This window comes from Sporolactobacillus sp. KGMB 08714, assembly GCF_036598985.1.
GTDB lineage: Bacteria > Bacillota > Bacilli > Bacillales > Sporolactobacillaceae > Sporolactobacillus.
The window spans coordinates 36716-56348 of sequence record NZ_JAUUBW010000023.1; the positions used below are offsets into that span (position 1 = coordinate 36716).

At 52.4% G+C, this 19633-nt stretch carries 11 protein-coding genes; 6 read left to right on the forward strand and 5 right to left on the reverse strand.

Translation table 11 applies throughout. The features are described from left to right. Positions 1 to 276 precede the first annotated feature (276 nt). From Q6A92_RS11025 to Q6A92_RS11035, 3 genes are all read left to right on the forward strand, one after another. Positions 277 to 7326, forward strand: a complete 7050-nt coding sequence (locus Q6A92_RS11025; protein ID WP_332238187.1) for a SpaA isopeptide-forming pilin-related protein — start codon at positions 277 to 279, stop codon at positions 7324 to 7326. Positions 7327 to 7431: 105 nt separating this feature from the next. Continuing rightward, positions 7432 to 8079 carry a class A sortase gene (locus tag Q6A92_RS11030; protein WP_332238189.1) on the forward strand — a complete coding sequence of 216 codons (648 nt, stop codon included), beginning with the start codon at positions 7432 to 7434 and terminating at the stop codon, positions 8077 to 8079. 782 nt (positions 8080 to 8861) lie between these two features. Further along, positions 8862 to 10757: an ABC-F family ATP-binding cassette domain-containing protein gene (locus Q6A92_RS11035; protein WP_274399013.1), complete on the forward strand. Its 1896-nt coding sequence runs from the start codon at positions 8862 to 8864 to the stop codon at positions 10755 to 10757. Between the two features lie 264 nt (positions 10758 to 11021). On the opposite strand, the gene Q6A92_RS11040 is transcribed toward Q6A92_RS11035, so the two are convergent. Then, positions 11022 to 13208: an alpha-galactosidase gene (locus Q6A92_RS11040; protein ID WP_332238191.1), complete on the reverse strand. Its 2187-nt coding sequence runs from the start codon at positions 13206 to 13208 to the stop codon at positions 11022 to 11024. A 175-nt stretch (positions 13209 to 13383) separates the two neighbouring features. On the opposite strand from Q6A92_RS11040, the gene Q6A92_RS11045 reads away from it, so the two are divergent. After that, the gene (locus Q6A92_RS11045) at positions 13384 to 13905 is read left to right on the forward strand and encodes a PTS sugar transporter subunit IIA (protein ID WP_274399009.1); all 522 of its coding nucleotides are present in this window, start codon (positions 13384 to 13386) and stop codon (positions 13903 to 13905) included. Positions 13906 to 13989: 84 nt separating this feature from the next. On the opposite strand, the gene Q6A92_RS11050 is transcribed toward Q6A92_RS11045, so the two are convergent. Together Q6A92_RS11050 and Q6A92_RS11055 are read right to left on the reverse strand one after the other, a co-directional pair. Further along, entirely contained in the window at positions 13990 to 15198 is a 1209-nt protein-coding gene (locus tag Q6A92_RS11050) for an ABC transporter permease (RefSeq protein ID WP_332238193.1), read from the reverse strand. Further along, positions 15195 to 15914 carry an ABC transporter ATP-binding protein gene (locus Q6A92_RS11055; RefSeq protein ID WP_274399199.1) on the reverse strand — a complete coding sequence of 240 codons (720 nt, stop codon included), beginning with the start codon at positions 15912 to 15914 and terminating at the stop codon, positions 15195 to 15197. The genes Q6A92_RS11050 and Q6A92_RS11055 overlap by 4 nt, the downstream gene beginning before the upstream one ends. A gap of 286 nt (positions 15915 to 16200) precedes the next feature. Here Q6A92_RS11055 and Q6A92_RS11060 point away from each other — a divergent pair, with 286 nt between their 5' ends. Continuing rightward, the gene (locus tag Q6A92_RS11060; RefSeq protein ID WP_332238194.1) at positions 16201 to 16830 is read left to right on the forward strand and encodes a TetR/AcrR family transcriptional regulator; all 630 of its coding nucleotides are present in this window, start codon (positions 16201 to 16203) and stop codon (positions 16828 to 16830) included. A gap of 33 nt (positions 16831 to 16863) precedes the next feature. Here the strand turns inward: Q6A92_RS11060 and Q6A92_RS11065 are convergent, their stop codons facing one another. Together Q6A92_RS11065 and pdxK are read right to left on the reverse strand one after the other, a co-directional pair. Beyond that, positions 16864 to 17496, reverse strand: a complete 633-nt coding sequence (locus Q6A92_RS11065; protein ID WP_332238196.1) for a fumarylacetoacetate hydrolase family protein — start codon at positions 17494 to 17496, stop codon at positions 16864 to 16866. Positions 17497 to 17557: 61 nt separating this feature from the next. Continuing rightward, the gene (gene pdxK, locus Q6A92_RS11070; RefSeq protein WP_332238198.1) at positions 17558 to 18394 is read right to left on the reverse strand and encodes a pyridoxine/pyridoxal/pyridoxamine kinase; all 837 of its coding nucleotides are present in this window, start codon (positions 18392 to 18394) and stop codon (positions 17558 to 17560) included. Between the two features lie 144 nt (positions 18395 to 18538). Between pdxK and msrA the strand changes: the two genes are divergently transcribed. After that, entirely contained in the window at positions 18539 to 19495 is a 957-nt protein-coding gene (msrA, locus tag Q6A92_RS11075) for a peptide-methionine (S)-S-oxide reductase MsrA (RefSeq protein ID WP_274398999.1), read from the forward strand. Positions 19496 to 19633 lie beyond the last annotated feature (138 nt).

Sequence of the window (19633 nt, forward strand, 5' to 3'; positions counted from 1 at the left end):
AAAAGTGTTCAGAAACTGTCTAGTTCCACCCAATATACTGAAACCAATATCGGAAAGTTGGGGGTACTCTGCGAAATTTTTTAAAACTTCCGGAGACAGAAGCTTTAAAAACGGGAGGATGAAGGAGGATACATAACAACAGTGATCATTTCTGCAAATCTTTAAACCTATTTTTCTGCTGATCTCTGAAAAGCTGCACGATTCGAACGTCCTTATGAAAAAAACAAATGGTATTCCGTTCAGGGGAAAAAAACACACAGAAGGAGGAAAAATCAATTGAGAGCAAAGAGGCTTCCGCTCGGACTGAAAAAGACAAAGAGAAAAAAGTTCACCAAGCAGCTGTTCATCATCGCTGTGTCGCTGTTTGTCATCCTTAGCCAGACGTCGATGTCGCCGTTAGGCAATGCGCTGGCGGAGACAGGCAATACAACAAAAACAGCGGACAACAGCCAGTTCTTCGACATGACAAAACCGGTCCAGCTGACTACGGGAACGGAACCGGATCAGACAAAAGTCGTTTCTCAGAATAATCCGATTCAGAAAGACAATAAGGTCAACATTGAATACAATTACAATTTGTCTCAGAATCTGATTCAAGGTCTGAATAAACAGCCTTATGTCACAACGATTAACATTCCAAAAGAATTTCAGTTTGACACAAGTGTTTTGAAGGGTGCTATTAAGCTGGCGGATAATGCAACGGTTATCGGCAGCTATTCGATTGATGCGCAGACTCATGCGCTGACCCTGACAATCAATAAAACGACAACGGCACTGGCGGGTACAAAGGGTAAAATCGCTCTTGCGGCGACTTTCCACAACGACCTGCAGGAAGGACAGAACGAAATTAAGTTCGATCTCGGCAGCATCGCGAACAGTCCGTATGCCGTTCCGGTATGGACAGTTGTCCAAAGCTCGGCTGCCGGCAATGGCAGCAGTTCAACTGCTTCAGGATCATCGGGCAGTGCGGCCGCTTCGACAACATCCGGCTCTGCATCGGGTTCGGCGAACAGCAGTTCAGTATCGTCTGCAGATCAGAGCAGCAGTACGGCAGTCTCTGCATCTTCTTCGAGTTCATCGGCAACACCCAAGATAAATAGATTTTCCGCTGCAGCTTCTACATCGGCGCAGACCGGCACGCAGATCACACAGAATATACTGACGGGCGTCACGCTGACGGATGCAAACGGCAAGCCTTATGATCAATCCAATAAGGCAACAACCGATTCGCCGGCGAATATTGATTTCACCTACACCATTCCTAACGGTTTAAAAGTGAATGACGGGGATTACTATACTTTTAAACTGCCCAGTGATTTTGCCATCTATAATACAATAGGCCCCCTTCCATTAACTGACGGGAACGGTATACAAATTGGAACATTTACTGTCGGTACGGACGGGACCGTGACGATGACGTTTATCAATAATGCCAGCAATGATTTTTATTTTGACAGCCACTCCTATGTAGACGGAACGCTGACGGTGAATACGCGCTTTGATACTCAGACGATCACCGGTACGACACAGCAGCAGATCACGTTTCCGATCAGCCAGCCGGTAACATTAACGATTCCGTTCAAGCCGTCAAAGACGATGGATTCGATTGATAAACAGGGTTCGCCGGATAAAAGTTACAATCCGACCAGCATTAATTGGACAATCAACATCAACCAGACGGAAAATACGCTGACAAACGCTAAGCTGACCGATCCGACGCTGACAGGGCTGACACTTGATACGAACTCCGTAAAAGTTTATCCGGTGACGGTCAATGTCGACGGTTCGACAACGGTCGGAACAACGCCGATTGATAGCAGCCAGTATACGCTGAATACAACCGACGGCAATCTGGAAATCGATTTTAATAAGCCGATCAGCAGTGCCTATCAAATCCAGTATTCAACAGCAATTACAGATGCAGGAAAAGATATTAAAAACTTTGACAATAAGGCGACATTATCCAGTGATGAAAACTCGCCGCTGACTGCCGATGCATCGGTAGACAATAATCGCGGCACCCATCTCACGAAGAGCGCGACCGGTTACGATGCGTCAACGCAGACGATCACCTGGACGATCAACTATAACGGCGACGAGAAGAACATAGCGGACGGAACGGTGCTGCACGATCTGTTTGACAACACACAATCGCTGGACGGTTCAGTGCAGGTTTATCATGCGACCGTCAATGACAACGGCAGCTTCTCACAGGGAGCGCTCGTCGACAGCGGCAGCGGCGCTTATACGGTGACGCCGGCATCTACATCCGAAAAGAACGGCTTTGATCTGACGTTTAACGGAACCGGCAACAGCGGCGCCTATCAGATTGTCTACAAGACAAAAGCTAATGGGCTGGTCACTGCCAACGGAACGGTCAATAACTCCGTTCAAGAAAATTCAGGAACACCTGTTCCCGCTTCAAAAGGTACCGCGGAGCAGGGCATTATCAAGTACAGTACGAGTGCCAATTATGCAAATAAAACAGATACATGGCATATTACGGTCAACGGCAATGGATATCTACTGAAGAACGCCACCATTACGGATACGTTTGACAACGCTGGACTGTCGCTTCAGAACAGCACATTTAAGATCCATGATGTGACAACAAATACAGATCTCACCGAAGGAACAGATTACACATTAACTTCCGATTCAAACGGCTTTACAGTTATCTTTAAAAGTGCGTATTCTTCAACAAGTGATGCGTTCACCATTGATTACACAACGGATTTCAATTATGCGAATCTGACATCAGGAAAAGTATTCTCGAATACTTCTAAGCTGGACTGGACGGATGAAAATGGGGATCCGCAGCATAGTTCATCAACGGCGACATTTACCCCGGATAGCGACACAAAGTCGAACGGGTTTAAAAACGGCTCCTATAATGCGGTGAGCAAACAGATCACCTGGAATATCGGCGTGAACTATAATCTGGCTACGATCACTGATCCGGTGATCAGCGATCCGATTACAGGCGATCAGCAGTACGTTGACGGATCGCTCGAGGTTCATTACATGACGCTGACCGGCGGAGCGAACGGTATTACAGTCGGGGATAACGTGCCGGCCGGTGATTACTCAGTCGATTATCCGTCCAGTGCCAATAGCAACACCTTAACGGTTCATTTTAATCATTCAATCACCACTCCTTATTACATTACCTTTAAAACGTCGCTGGCCGGCCAGGTTGTAAACCAAACGTATGCAAATACGGCGACGGTTAAAGACGGAAACACTCAGGTGACGGCACTTCCCGCTTCTGTCAGTCCGTCCAACGGCGGCAGTTTTGCCTCAAAAAGCGGTGCACAGGACGGCAACTATGTCGACTGGACGGTCAATATTAATGCAAGTCAGTCGACAATTTCCAATGCGCAGCTGGACGATACGCCGACGAACAATCAGATTATCGACCCGAACTCGTTCCATCTGTATCCGCAAACGGTCGATGCAAGTGGAAATCTGACAACGGATACGAGCCACGAATTGCAGCAGGGCAAAGATTACACCCTGGCGGTCAACACGGACAATAATACGGGTGCACAGACATTCACGATTAAATTCGCCAAGACGATCGACAGCGCCTATCAGTTGACCTATCGAACGATGATCAATGCGAATGATCGCGATACGCTAGGCAATACGGCGACGCTGTCCGGAAGCAACACACAGACAGTCAGTCAGCAAACGAGCCAAAGTGTTGTCGTGCGGGTGTCGAGCGGCTCCGGGACCGGCAGCGGTGTGAACGGGAGCCTCACCGTGCTGAAGGAAGATTCGCTCAGCAAGCAGCCGCTCGCCGGCGCGACATTTACGCTTTACGACAGTACCGGAACAACGGCGCTGCGTACATTGACAACGAATAGCGATGGTAAAGCAGCTTTTAACAATTTTAAATACGGAGATTACATTCTGAAAGAAACACAGGCGCCGAACGGTTATACGATCAGCGACGCTCTGGTCAGCGGGACTAAGATCACGATTGATGCATCTTCTTCGGCGGCGGGCGCTGTGACGGCCGTTGATGACAGTCAGAACAAGGTGATCCTGACCAAGCAGGATGTAAACGGGCAGCCGCTGGCCGGTGCAACTTTCCAGCTGGAAAGCAATATCGGCGGGAATTGGACGCCTACCCGCACGGACCAGACGATTCAAAGCGATGCAAACGGGAAAGTCGAAATCGACGGGCTGGCCCCGGGCAGTTATCAGTTAACGGAAACATCTGCTCCGGCCGGTTATTTGGTCAATTCAACACCGATCAATTTTACCGTCACAACGAATGCGAATAATCAAATCCCCGATGTCAATGCAGGAGTGCTGACCGATTATCAGGGCTCCGCAGTGCTGACAAAAGATGACAATGCGAACCATCCTCTTGCCGGAGCCGTTTATAAGCTGCAAATGCAAAACGGCGACGGGTCATGGAATACGATAAAACAGAATCTGGTAACGGGAAGCGACGGCAAGATCAGCGCTTCCGGTCTGGCCCCGGGCACGTACCGGTTTGCGGAAACCGAGGCGCCGAACGGCTATACCGTGAATGCTTCCCCGGTTGAATTTACGATAGCGTCAAGCGGTTCGGGCGATCCCGGTACGCAGCAGCTGACCCAATCCGATACTCAGAGCAGCGTCGTTTTGACAAAGGTCGACGCCAACGACGGCAATGCCAAGCTTGCGGGTGCGGAATTCGCACTTCAGGACAGCCAGGGCCATGCGATAACCAAAGATGCATTCGGCAAGGATCTGCCGGCGGCCTGGGCGACGGACAGCAGCGGCCAGTTCACGGTAACCGGTCTTTCGACGGGCGGCTATCAGTTTGTCGAGACGAAAGCGCCGAACGGTTACCAACTGGATACGGCCCCAATTCCTTTTAACGTAACGAATGGCGACACGAAAGCCCAGGCCGTGACGTCGGCGGATAATCTGGACAGCGCGACGCTGACGAAGGTCGACGCGAACGACGGCAATGCCAAGCTTGCGGGTGCAGAATTCACACTTCAGGACAGCCAGGGCCATGCGGTAACCAAAGATGCGTTTGGCAAAGAATTGTCGGCAACATGGACGACAGACAGCAGCGGCCAGTTCACGGTCAGCGGTCTTCCGGCAGGCGACTATCAGTTTGTCGAGACGAAGGCGCCGAGCGGCTACCAGCTGGATGCGACGCCGATTCCGTTTACCGTAACGAACACGGAAGTCAAGGCTGTTCCGATATCGGCAACGGATAAATTAAATCAGATTACTTTGACGAAGGTCGACAAGAATGATAACAGCATTCACCTTCAGGGTGCAGAATTCAAACTTGAAGACAGCAGCGGCAATATAGTAACCAAGGATGTAAAAGGCAATGATCTGCAGCCTGCGTGGACGACGGATCAAAACGGCCAGTTCACGATCACTGGTCTTCCGACGGGCAGCTATCAGTTTGTCGAAACGAAGGCGCCGAACGGCTATCAGCTGGATACAACACCGATTCCGTTTACGGTGACGAATACAGAAGCCAAGGCCGTTCCGATTACAGCAACGGATGAACTGGATGCTGCGACGCTGACGAAAGCCGACGCGAACGACGGCAATGCCAAGCTTGCGGGTGCGGAATTCGCGCTTCAGGACAGCCAGGGTCATGCGGTAGCCAAAGATGCGTCCGGCAAGGACCTGCCTGCGGCCTGGACGACGGACAGCAGCGGCCGGTTTACGGTTAGCGGTCTGGCAGCCGGCGACTATCAGTTTGTCGAGACGAAGGCGCCGAGCGGCTACCAACTGGATACGACGCCGATTCCGTTTACGGTGACGAATACGGAAGTCAAGGCTGTTCCGATTACAGCAACGGATAAGTTAAATCAGATTACTTTGACGAAAGTCGATGCGAACGACAGCAACATCCATCTTCAGGGTGCTGAGTTCCAGCTGTACGGCAGTGATAATCAGCTGATCACCAAGGACATCAACGGCAATGCGTTGCCTGCGGCCTGGACAACGGACAGCAATGGTCAATTTACGATCAGCGGTCTTCCGGCCGGCAGCTATCATTTTGTGGAAACCAAAGCGCCAAACGGCTACCAGCTGGATGCAACGCCGATTCCGTTTACGGTAACGAACACGGAAATCAAGGCTGTTCCGATTACAGCAACGGATAAACTGGATGCCGCGACGCTGACGAAAGTCGACGCCAACGACAGCAATGCCAAGCTTGCAGGCGCGGAATTCAAGCTGGAGAACAGCAGCGGCCAGGCGGTAACCAAGGATATTAATGGAAATACACTGAAATCGATCTGGACAACGGACAGCAGCGGCCAGTTCACGGTCAGCGGTCTCCCGGCCGGCAGCTATCAATTCGTCGAGACGAAGGCCCCGAACGGCTATCAACTGGATACAACGCCGATTCCGTTTAAAGTAACGAACACGGAAGTCAAAGCTGTTCCGATTACGGCAACGGATAAACTGGATGCCGCGACGCTGACGAAAGTCGATGCCAACGACAGCAATGCCAAGCTTGCAGGCGCGGAATTCAAGCTTGAAGACAGCAGCGGCCAGGCGGTGACCAAGGATATTAATGGAAATACACTGAAATCGATCTGGACGACGGACAGCAGCGGCCAGTTTACGGTCAGCGGTCTTCCGGCCGGCAGCTATCAGTTTGTCGAGACGAAAGCGCCGAGCGGCTATCAGCTGGATGCGACGCCGATTCCGTTTAAAGTGACGAACACAGATGTTGCGGCTGTTCCGATCACGGCAACGGATCGGCTGACGCCGGGTGATGTGCGGCTGACGAAAGTCGACCGGAATGACAGCAGCATCCATCTTCAAGGCGCGGTATTTAAACTGGAAGACAGTCATGGCAAAACGCTTAAAACAGGATTAATAACGGATGCCAATGGCCAATTTACAGTCAAAGGTCTTGCACCGGGCCATTACTTCTTTGTCGAGACGGCAGCGCCGAAGAACTACCGGCTGGACAGTACGCCGATTCCTTTTGCCATTGCAAAAGGTCAGGCGAAGGCAGTCGAAATTACTGCGACGGATCGGCCGGACTTGATTAATCAGGTAATTCCCGGAGGCAAACCGGGCGGAACGTACAATGTTGTCGATCAGCACGGCCATATCGTTGCACACGGAGTCAGCGCAGATAAGACGGGCAATGTTTCCTTTAAAGGCCTTGCAGGCGGTAAGTATCATCTTGTACAGACCGCTGCGTCAGGGAAAAGCGGAGCGCTTCCGATTACCGGCGATACGAGCGATATCGCCGCCGTCGCGGGAGGATCTCTGCTTCTTATAAGCGGCGGAGCCATTGCCTTCTTCACGAGAAGACGGAAGAATCGCGATTGACCCTGCCGGCAGGCAATTGAATTTTTTCAACGGCATCTGATCGGGATACTTTGATCAGGTGCTTTTTTATAGAAAAAAGAGGACAGCAAAAGAGGATGATCGCGGATGAGACGCAAGTTAATAATTACAGTTCTGATTCTGACAGGCCTGGTTCTGATCTGTTCCCCTTTTATCAAAGACGCCCTGATCGGGTTCATGAGCACCCGCCTGAGCGCGGAAAAACTGACGGCGGTCCAGCTGAACGAGAATGATCATCGTCAGGCTTCCTTCGATTTTGGTGCGATCCAGCCGCCTTCATTTTTTGAAACCCTGAAGGCGGGCGCCGGTGCCGATCCGGAAGCGGTGGTCGGTCAGATAACGATAAAAAGCGTGGGAATCAATCTGCCTATTTTAAAGGGGACGACGAGCGCGAATCTGCTCGCCGGAGCGACGACGATGCGGCCGGATCAGCGAATGGGTACGGGAAACTATCCGCTCGCGGGGCACCATATGCGGCAGGCAAGCCTGTTGTTCGGCCCGCTGATGCATATTCGTATCGGCAGCCAGGTCGTAATTACTGATCTGAAAAATGATTACACGTACGAAATTACAGGAAAAAGGATTGTTCCGGAAACAGACGGAAGCGTGATTGAACAGACGGCCGAAAAACAGATCACGCTGATTACATGCGATAAACCGACGCGGACACCGAACAGGCTCGTTGTCACGGGAAAACTGATCGGTGTGACTCCTCACGATGCCAAACGGCACTGAAGTGGTGTAAGATAAAAAGAGATACCGCATGTTTCAGCTGCAGCGACAATTTTTCAAACGGAGTATCCCATCGGCTTATGTATCTGGCCGGAGCGCCGCGATCCGTCGTCCAGGGCGGGTATCTATTCTTTTGGGCAATGCGCGTGGCGATCAGCAGCGAAATTTCGGAGCCGCGCCGAATCCCGGAAACTTGCGCCGAATCAGGCTGAAGTCGCACCGAAATACTGAAAAGCCGCACCGAAAAGAGCAAAACTCGCACCGAAATTTCGGAGTCGCACCGAAATAGGAAAAAGCCGTACCGAATCGGTTCAAAGTTGCGCCGAAAAGCAGAAAATTCGCACCGAATCGGGCCGAAGCCGTACCGAACTTGAGCAGCCGCACCGAATCGGTCAGAACTCGCACTGAAATTTCGGAGCCGCACCGAATCGGTTCAAAGTTGCGCCGAAAAGCAGAAAACTCGCACCGAATCGAGCCGAAGCCGCACCGAACTTGAGCAGCCGCACCGAATCGGTCAGAACTCGCACCGAAATAGGAAAAAGCCGCACCGAATCGGTTCAAAGTTGCGCCGAAAAGCAGAAAACACCGAATCGGACTGAAGCCGCACCGAAATTTCTGAGCCTATCCGAATGTCAGTAACGGCCGATGCGGAATTGAAGCACACTCTGCCGGTCTGGATGGGTCGGAAACATTTTACGGCGGACAGTCGACGGCCGGCTGACGACGCAGTTTGCCGAACTGGATAAGCATGAGGATAATCATATTTTTCAATAAGGATGATGTCAGTGAGCATTCTTGATGCTGAAGGATTATATAAGACATACGGAGATAAAACGCTGCTTGATGGGATTTCTTTTTCAATTTCCGCGAAGGAAAGAATCGGCCTGATCGGCGTGAACGGCACCGGTAAATCGACGCTGCTCAATGTGATCGGGGGTGCGGATTCGGTTGAGGCCGGAACCATCCGGCACGCCAATGCTTTCCGGCTGGCCTATCTGGCGCAGTCGCCGGCATTCGAAACCGGCGTCGCACCGATTGATTACATCTACGGCGGGACGGCGCCGATGATGGCCACATTGAGGAACTACGAACAGGCGCTTGCGGATCTGGATGACGATCCTTCAAGCAGGACGAAGCAGGATGCTCTGATGGCACAGCAGCAGAAAATGGACGCGGCGGGGGCCTGGGAAGCCGAAGCGGCGGCCGCCAATATTTTAACCCGTCTCGGTATCCATGACTTTCACACGCCGGCTGCCGAACTTTCCGGCGGCCAGAAAAAAAGAGTCGCGCTTGCCCGTACGCTGATCCAGCCGGCCGATCTGCTGATTCTGGATGAGCCGACCAACCATCTTGACAATGAAACGATCGAGTGGCTGGAGGAAGCGCTTATTCAATATCCCGGAGCTCTGCTGATTGTCACACACGATCGCTATTTTCTCAATCGTGTCACAACGAAAATATTCGAGCTGGATCAAGGAAAACTCTATATCTATAACGGAAACTATGAAATGTTTCTTGAGAAGAAGGCTGAACGGGAGGACAGGGAATCGGCTGACGAGGCAAAACACCGGAACCGGCTGAGACGGGAACTGGCCTGGCTGAAACGGGGCGCCAAGGCGCGGTCGACGAAGCAGAAGGCGCGAATCGAAAGGATACACGGAATGCAGGCGCACAAGGGCCCCGAGACGAAGCAGTCTGTCGATCTGGCGATCGGATCGGCGCGCCTCGGCAAAAAAGTGATTGAAGCCAAAAACCTGACAAAAGAGTTCAATGGGCAGCCGCTGATTGAGAATTTCGATCTGCTTGTGACGCCCGGAGAGTGCCTCGGCATCATCGGCCCCAACGGCAGCGGCAAAACAACCCTGCTGAATCTGCTCGCCGGGCGGCTTGCGCCGGATGCGGGAACGGTCGAAATCGGCGAAACGGTAAAAATCGGTTACTATACACAGGAACATGTTGAAATGGATGAGGACCTGCGCGTCATCGACTATATTAAAGAAGCGGCGCAGGTCATGAAAACGGCAGACGGGCAACTGGTGACGGCGGAACAGATGCTTGAGCGTTTTCTGTTTGCCAGACCGCAGCAGCACACGTATATTCGCAGACTGTCCGGCGGCGAGCGCAAGCGCCTCTATTTATTGCGTGTGCTGATGCGGGAGCCGAATGTCCTTTTTCTTGATGAGCCGACCAATGATCTCGACACGGAGACGCTGAGTGTGCTTGAAGACTATTTGCTGCAGTTTCCGGGCACAGTCATCGCCGTCTCGCATGACCGCTTTTTTCTCGACCGTGTTGCCGACCGCCTGATTGCCTTTGAAGGGAGCGGCGTGATCCGGCGCTTCGAAGGCAATTATAGTGGCTATATTGCGGACAAGAAGAAACAGCCACCGGGAAATGCAGCGGCGGCTAAGAAGGCAAAGTCCGTTCCCGCGCCTGTGATTCAAAAAAAGAAAAAGCTGTCATTCAGAGAAGAACAAGAATGGAACGGGATTGAAGCGCGCATTACCGCGCTCGAGGAAAAAGTGGAAACGCTGAAAAAGGCGGTGGCCGAAGCCGGCAGCGATGCCGGGCAGGCGCAGACGCTTTTTGCCCAGCAGCAGGATGCGGAAGAAGAGCTGGATCGGGCGCTGGACCGCTGGACCGAGCTTTCGCTGAAAGTGGAAGCATTGGAAAAAGAATAGTGACAAAAAGCCGGCTGAAGCTGTTTTCAGAGTTTCAGCCGGCTTTTTTAGTTCTGTTTTGCCGCGTGCGATTGATCGCTTGCCGGGTTCATTTAATTTTAATCTTTCAGATCATGATCTTTAAATTTATTAGCCGGCGCGGTATAGTTATCGGTCGTGGGTACAGACTTATCGGTCATTACATTCGATTTATCAGCCGTTAACAGGCATGTAACGGCTGTCCGATCCGTATTTTTGTCCATCCTACCTTGATCTACGGCCTGCTTATCCCTTCTTTTTCCTGAAGTGCCAGACGGCGCTGCGAAAGTCGCCTTTGCCGGCGGGGACGGCCAGCCCGGCGTACATCAATTCATCACCGCCGATGGTGCTGCCGGTTGCTGCATCTTCGTACAGGGCGTGCGGGTCGAGGCCCTTGAACTGAAACGTATGAAGCGGCCGTGCCGGATCGGCAAGAATTTCGAAGAAGAAGCCGGCTGTCTCCGATTTGTCGGAAGCCACGAAACACCAGGCGGCCGTATTGCTTTCAAAAGGGTTTTCGATCCGGTAAAAGTCGCCGAACTGAATAAGCGGCCGGATTTCTTTATAAAAGGCGATCTGCTTCCCGACCGCTTTTTTTTCCTGATCGGTCAGCCGGGTCAGATCCAGTTCGTAGCCGAAGTTTCCCGACATCGCCGCATGCCCCCGGGTGCCAAGAGAAGTGACGCGTCCGATTTGGTGATTCGGGACGGCGGAAACGTGGGCACCGATGGCAATCGCCGGATAGAGCAGGCTTGTGCCGTACTGGATTTTCAGCCTGCAGACGGCATCGGTGTTGTCGCTCGTCCATGACTGCGGCATGTAATAAAGCATACCGGGGTCGAAACGGCCGCCGCCGCTCGAACAGTTCTCAAACAGAACGTCCGGGAATCGGGAAGTCAGCGCTTCGATCAGTTCGTAAAGGCCGAGTATATAGCGGTGAGCCGTCTCGCGCTGCCGGTCCGCCGGCAGCTGTGCGGATCCGATTTCCGTCATATGCCGGTTCATATCCCATTTTACATAATTAATGTCGGCCGAGCGCAGCACGGCGGTCAGCGCTTGTATGAGATAGCCGCGGACATCGGCGCGCGACAGGTCGAGCACGAGCTGATTGCGGCTGAGCGTACGCTGCCGGTTCGGGACATGCAGGCACCAGTCCGGGTGTGCGCGGTACAGGTCACTGTCGGGCGAGACCATTTCCGGTTCGAACCAGAGGCCGAATTTCAGACCCAGTCCGTGGATCCGCTCCGAAAGCCAGCCCAGGCCGTGCGGCAGTTTGCGCCGGTCGACGGTCCAGTCGCCGAGCGAACTTCTGTCATTATCGCGGCGGCCGAACCATCCGTCGTCAAGGACGAACAGTTCGATTCCGAGTTTTCCGGCTTCCGCAGCGATTGCCAGCAATTTTCTCTCATTCAGCCGAAAATACGTCGCTTCCCAGCTATTAACCAGGATCGGTCGCAGTTGATCGCGGTAGCGCCCCCGGGCCAGATGCGTGCGGTAGAAGCGGTTATAAGTCCGCGACATGCCGCCGAGGCCCCGGTCCGAATAAACCATAACTGCTTCCGGCGTCTGAAATGACTCGCTGGGCCCGAGTTTCCATGAAAAATCGAACGGCCCGATCCCTATGGATGCCCGGACTGTTCGATAGGCATCCATCTCAACCTGTGCGCAGAAATTGCCGCTGTAAACGAGACTGAACCCGTAAACTTCGCCATGATCCTCATCGGTCCGCTCGCGCAGCAGAGCAAAAAAAGGATCGTGCTGCGGGCTGCTGGCCCCCCGGCGGCTCTCGATCACCTGCATTTCCCGGGAAAGCGGATGTCTTGAAATATTACGCTCATTATTATGCGATCCGTAACAGGACAGAAGGTCAAACCGGCCGTCCCGGAAATCGATGCTGGTGCTCAGCCCGCGCAGGAGGCGGATCGGGGCCGTTCCGCCGTTTGTAAAGCGGACAGAGCGCGCGATGATGCCGAAGTCGCGGAACACTGTGTAAGTCAGTGTAGCCTGAAGGCCGCCGCCATCGTCTTGCAGAAAAATGTCCAGAGACTGTGCCTCGCGATCATCCTCGGCATAAGTAGCAGGCAGTCCGCGGAGCTTTTTTTTCCCCCGGTAGATGCGGTGTCCCGTGTAACGCATGTCGGATACTGTCGAGCCGTTCTCGAATTGCACCTGATAGGCGGGATGACGGAAATCGCCGCTGCCGTATGCCGGATATTCCTGCGGAAGCGTGGCCAGTGAAAATTCCGGATGGCCCGGATCGGCATAGGGCGCAAAAGAACGCTTGACGAAGAGCGGTCCGGCGCTGCCGCGCAGAGCGGATAGCAGCCGTCCCCAGTACAGATGCAGCGGATAACCGTCCATTATCTGAAAAACATAGCTGACCCCGTGCGCACACAAATGAAAGCGCTGATGGGTTCTGTCAAAGGAAATCATGCCGACACCTCCGATTGAGATGGATCACTCTAAATAATATGACTCCATTGCCTGCCATTAGACGATCCGGGAGAAGGATCCGAAGGCTGCCGATAAATTGCTTGAAAAATTTGTATCTTGTGACTAAGATGAGCATGAGATCAGCATTTTAATCGGGTTTGAAAGGGTGAATGGGATGTCCTTTATTAAGAAGTTCTTCCATAAGAAAGGCTCCGACTATCAGACGGACATCCGTGCAGCGGCAAGCGGTGCAGGGGCGCCGGACGCTGAATTTCTCCCGCCGCTGGCCGGCAGAATCGTTCCGATTACGGAGGTTCCCGATCCCGTCTTTTCTCAGAAAATAATGGGCGACGGATTCGCGGTCATTCCGCAGAGCGACATGGTCCGCTCGCCGGTTGACGGCCAGGTCATCCATATATTCCCGACCAGGCACGCGATTGCCCTTAGATCATCGGGGGGCCGCGAACTGCTCATCCATATCGGACTGAATACGGTTTCCCTCAAAGGTGAGGGATTTACGATGCTTGTAAAAGAAGGGGAGCGGGTCAAAAAAGGGGAGCGGCTGTTAAAAGCCGATTTTTCCCTGATTGCAAAGCGCGTGCCTTCGACGATAACATCCGTCGTGTTCACGAATCTGAAAAAAGGAGAAAAAGTCGTCATTCAAGGAAGCCGCATCTCCATAAAAAATGATCATTGATTTTTCGTTTCCAATAGAAAAAGAGATCCGAACCGCCTGCTGCTGGCGGTCCGGATCTCCTTTTTTAAAGCCTGCCGTTCTGAATTATGATGCGAGCGGCCGTGAGGCACGTATTGCAAAGATGTTGATGGTGATGAAAACGACCGAGAAAAGGAGCAGCACCGCTCCGTCGAACCACCAGCCGGCGAATCCCGTACCGCGGATCATGATATTGCGCAGCGCATCGGTCGAATAATGGATCGGCATCAGAGCGCCGATGGCCCGGACCCAGCCCGGGAGTGTATCGATCGGGAACAGTCCCGAGAGAAAAATCTGCGGGACGATGACCAGCGGAATGAACTGAAACATCTGCAGTTCATTTGAAGCGAATGTCGAAAGCAGGATGCTGAGCGAAAGTGCGCTGAATGAAAGAATAAAGACGATAATCAGCACGTCGAAAATGCTGCCGACGTTATAGATTTGCAGGACGTAAACGATAAAACAGGTCAGGATAAAGGACTGGACAATCACGAACAGCCCGAAACCGGCCATATAACCGCAGATAATCTGGTAATTTCGGATCGGAGACGCCATGAGACGGTCGAGTGTGCCGGTCGTCCGTTCACGCAGGAAAGAAACGCCGCCGATCATAAAAATGAACAGAAAGACGAAGATGCCGACCATCGCCGGTCCAAATGAGTCAAATGTGTTCAGGCCGGAGTTGCCGTGCAGGTAGGAGACGTCGAGCTCAGTCTTTTGCGGCGGCTGAATGCCTGCCGGCGCCCCGGATTTTGCAGCATTGAGCTGAAGACCGGCCAGAGCGGAAGGAGCATAGCGCTGCATGATGACGGTCATCTGCTTCATGATCTTCTGCTGGGCCTGAATCGCCTTCTGCTGGCTCTGAATCAGGTTCTTCAGCTGTGTCTGCATTTTATTTACTTGAATTTGCTGCACGGCCTGCATCGATTTTTGAATTTTATTCATTGCCAGCCCGTTCCGCTGCGGATCGCTGCCTTCCAGATGAACGGCAACCGGGTTCCCGAGATCCACATAGGCGTCGATCTGCTTGTCTGCCAGCTGCTGCCGGGCCTCAAAGGCGCTCATGCGCTCGTAGTCCGCTGATTTAAAAGCGGGAAGCAGATCCGACGATTCATAGTTGATGACGGCAAGATGCGGAGTAGCGCTTTTTGCGCCGAAAATATACCAGACCAGTGTCAGAATAAGAAGCGGCGCGATAATCAGCAGAGCGAGCGTCCGCTTGTCGCGGATGATCTGGCGGATAATGCGTCTTGCCATTGCGGACAGATTGCTCATGATTTTGCCCCTTCCCTGACCAGAAAAACGTCTTCAATAGTCGAAACGCCGTACTGGCGCATGAGTTCTTTCGGCGCACCTTCGGCGATGATATGCCCCTCACTGAGCAGGCCGACGCGGTCGCACTGCGCTACCTCGTCCATCACGTGGGTCGTGACAATCATCGTTGCCCCCTTGCTCCTCAAGTAATGAAAAAGCCTCCAAATATCTCTGCGGATCAGCGGGTCGAGTCCGACGGTCGGTTCGTCAAGAAGATAAAGGCGCGGTTCATGAACGAGTGCGGCGGCGAGCGAAAGCCGCCGCCTCATGCCGCCGGAGAATTGGGAGACACTCTTTTTCAGATCATTTTCCAGTCCGACGTTTTTCGCGACTTCCCGAATCCGCCGTTTCTTTTCTTTTCCGCGCATTCCCTGAATCGCTGCGAAAAATTCCAGATTCTGATAGGCACTTAGCTCGTTATAAAGCGCGTCGGACTGTGCCATATAACCGAGCGACCGGAAGGCATTGAGTGTCGGCGCCTGTTCGAAAAGTTCCACACGGCCGCCGTCCGCTTTCTCCAGCCCGAGCAGGATTCTGACCAAAGTGGTTTTTCCGGCGCCGGAAGGGCCGATCAGCCCATAGATTTCACTTTCACGGAGCGTGAGAGAAACATCGTCAAGCACAACCTGTTTCTTATAATGCTTGTAAAGATGTTCCCCGATAACCGGGTATGTCATCGCCATCACATCCTTCACCGAATGAATAATTGATGAACACAGTGTTCATCAATTATGATAAAATGGAACCGGAATTTGTTCAATGTGCAATGTCAGAGAAAATGATCATTAATAGACACTTGCAGTAAGAATGTCTGATAACAGAAAAAATACCTCAAAAGCGCCGCCCTTGTCAACAACGGCCGGGAACGGCTCATCTATTCAAACGGCGCCGTTCTGACATCCCGAACAATTTCGCACAGATTTTTACCTGTTATTCCAATCAAAAATAAATGGGGCGATAACCATGCAGCCGGAGTCAACGGATCGCCGGGCCGTCAAGACAAGAGAAGCGATAGAATCTAAATTTCTGGAAATGCTGCTTCGGAAAAATTTTAACGAGATTACGGTGAAAGATATTGCTGCCGGGGCAAATGTCAGCCGCGGCACCTTTTATTTGCATTATGTGGACAAGTTCGACCTGCTCGGCCGGGTCATGGACGGCGGTCTGACTGCTTTGATCACTCATTTTCATCCGGAAAATTTTTTTGAGAACAGCAGATTGATCCCTGAGAAGGTGGTCGGCTTTGTCACTGGCATTTTCGGCCATTTTCAGAAACATGAACTGTTTTTTCGGGCGATGCTGTTTAACGAGGGCATTCCCGGATTCCGCAGCAGGGTACAGAAGAGTTTTCTGCAAAGGTTCTACAGTGAAGTGCCCGGCCTGATTTCTTTGCATGGCACGTCCGATCCGGTGACGTTCGAAATTGTCCCGATTTTTATTTCCTCCGCCATGCTCGGTTTGGTCAGCTGGTGGTTCGAGAACGACATGAGCATCTCAAAGGAGGAGATTGCCAGAAGATTATTTCTGATCATGGCCAAGGGCCCGCTGCGTGCGCTCGGATTTGTCGTTGATGACGGACAGGAAGAAGGATAGAGACAAGCTGCCGATTTTCCGCCGTTCTCCTTTTCATGACCGTTTTAGCGCGATTGTGCATTCGCCGAGAGGCTCCCGTCCCCAGCGCAGCGAAAAGCTGCTGCCGTCCGCGACTTTGCCGACACCCGCCGGAGTTCCCGTAAATATAATATCACCCGCGCCCAGCCCGTAATGATTGCCGCAGAAATCAATCAGCGTCTGCAGATCAAAAATCATTTGTCCGATATTGCCGCGCTGCACTTCTCTTCCGTTCATCCACAGAGAAAAATCGGTTTTCAGGCAGGCTTTCACTCCCGGGAAGGGAATGAACGGCGTCAGGACGGCGGAATTCAGAAAGCCCTTTGCCCGCAGCCAGGGCTGCTGCTTTTCCTTCAGTTCGCTCTGGACATCCCGTAAAGTAAAATCGATGCCGAGCGCCATTCCGTCGATCAGTTCGTCGGCCGCCAGTCCCGGACTGAAGGCACGTCCGATATGGGCGACCCATTCGCCCTCATAGTGGACGTCGCCCTGATTTCCCGGCAGCCCGATCGTCTGTCCCCGGGCTTCGGCGGCTGCGTGCGTCGGCTTCGAAAAGAACATCGGTGCAGCGGGGACGGTATTGTTCAGTTCTTTGGCATGCTGTGCGTAGTTTCTCCCCACGCAAAAAATATTGGCGATTTCGGTCATAAGTTCCTCCGTCCCGATCAAGATGATCACTTATTAACGAACGGTATATCTTCAAAAAGGATCAACGGCCGATCAGCTGTCTTTTATAAGCGCTGTGGTCGGTCGGCCCTGTGTATTGATTCAGGCTGAACGACTCTCTGATTCCGGCCGTGACAAATGCCTTGGCAGTCTTAACGGCCTGCGCTACCGGTTTTCCTTTAGCCAGTTCGGCTGTGATGGCGGCGGCATAGGTGCAGCCGGCGCCGTGAATGTTCGGGGTATTGATTTTTTCACTGGCGACGATCTCGAAATTTTTGCCGTCATAAAGCACGTCGATTGCCTGATCGGTGTCTGGCAGCCTGCTTCCGCCCTTGACCAGCGCGTATGCCGCACCGAGAGCCACAAGCTTTGCCGCGGCTTCTTTCATCTGATCGACATTTGTGATCCGCGGGGTAGCGGCGAGTTTTGCGGCCTCATAGAGATTCGGTGTCGTGATCAGCGCCTTCGGGATCAGCAGCTCGCGGATTGCTTCCGTATTTTCCGGCTGCAGCTCCGGCTGCAGTTCTTCTTCTGCCCCCTTGCAGACCATTACCGGATCGATGACGACATTCTTTAAATGGTGCTTTTCAATCACGGCCGCCGTTGTCCGGATAATTGCCGGCGAACCGAGCATTCCTGTTTTCATCGCATCGATGCCGATGCCGGCAACGATGGTGTCCAGCTGTTTCTGCAGCAGGTCTGCCCCCAGAGTAGTTATCGAATGTGCCCAATTGTGATACGGATCCATGGTGACAATACTGGTCAGCGCCGTCATCCCGTACACGCCGAGTTCCTGGAATGTTTTCAGGTCTGCCTGCATTCCTGCGCCGCCGCTCGAATCCGAACCGGCGACCGTCATCGCTTTATAATGTTCTGTCATTAAAACGACCCCCCTGTATCAAAAATACACTTTTTATTTATTATAGTAAGAATGCGCCGAAAAAACTATAATCAGACCAAAACGAGCAAGGTGTTCGCAATTGGCCGCCCCAATAAGGTACATTTTAAGAAAGGAGGGATTCGAATGATTGAAAAAGCGACATTTGCCGGCGGCTGTTTCTGGTGCATGGTGCATCCTTTTGACGAAGAGCCCGGGATTATCAAGGTTGTATCGGGCTACACGGGCGGAAGCACAGAGAATCCGACTTATGAACAGGTGTGCTCTGAAACAACGGGACACGCGGAGGCGGTGCAGATTACCTTTGATCCGTCTGTCTACCCCTATAAAAAACTTCTGCAGCTATTCTGGCAGCAGATCGATCCGACGGATGCCGGCGGCCAGTTCCACGACCGCGGTTCCTCTTACCGGACGGCTGTTTTTTACCACAGCGGGGAGCAGAAACGTCTGGCGGAAGCATCAAAAAAGGCACTGGAACAAAGCGGAAAATTCAGGAAACCGATTGTTACGGAAATTGTCCCGGCAGGCCCTTTTTATCCCGCCGAGGAATATCACCAGAATTATTATAGGAAAAATGGGCTGCATTACCGGCTGTATCGTCAAGGTTCGGGCCGCGACGAATTTATCAGGAAGCACTGGCTTGTGAAAAAGGAGCGGAAGGCACTGCGGGAAGAGCTGAATAGCATTCAGTACGAAGTGACTCAGAAAAACGGGACAGAGCGGCCCTTCGACAATGCCTACTGGAGCAATCGCCGGGATGGCATTTATGTGGATATCGTATCCGGGGAGCCGCTGTTTTCGTCGACAGATCAATATGATGCGGGCTGCGGCTGGCCCAGTTTTACAAAACCTCTGAGCGAGAGCAGGCTTGTTAAACGGACGGATACAAGCCACGGCATGATCCGGACCGAAGTGCGCAGCATGCTGGGAGATTCGCATCTCGGCCACGTATTCGACGACGGGCCGGCTCCGGAAGGGCTTCGTTTCTGCATTAATTCGGCAGCGCTCCGTTTCATCCCTGAAGAAGATTTGGAATCCGAAGGCTACGGAGAATATAAAAGCCTTTTTCAAAAAATAGACTGAGGCCAAGGTCCTTCTCCGAGAGACGCGCGACATAAGAATCATAAATCATGTATATTTATCAGTAAAACCGGTTCTATCCGACCGGTTTTTTTGTTTGGGCCTAAACCTTTTAGAGAAGCACGCCGATAAAAAATACGA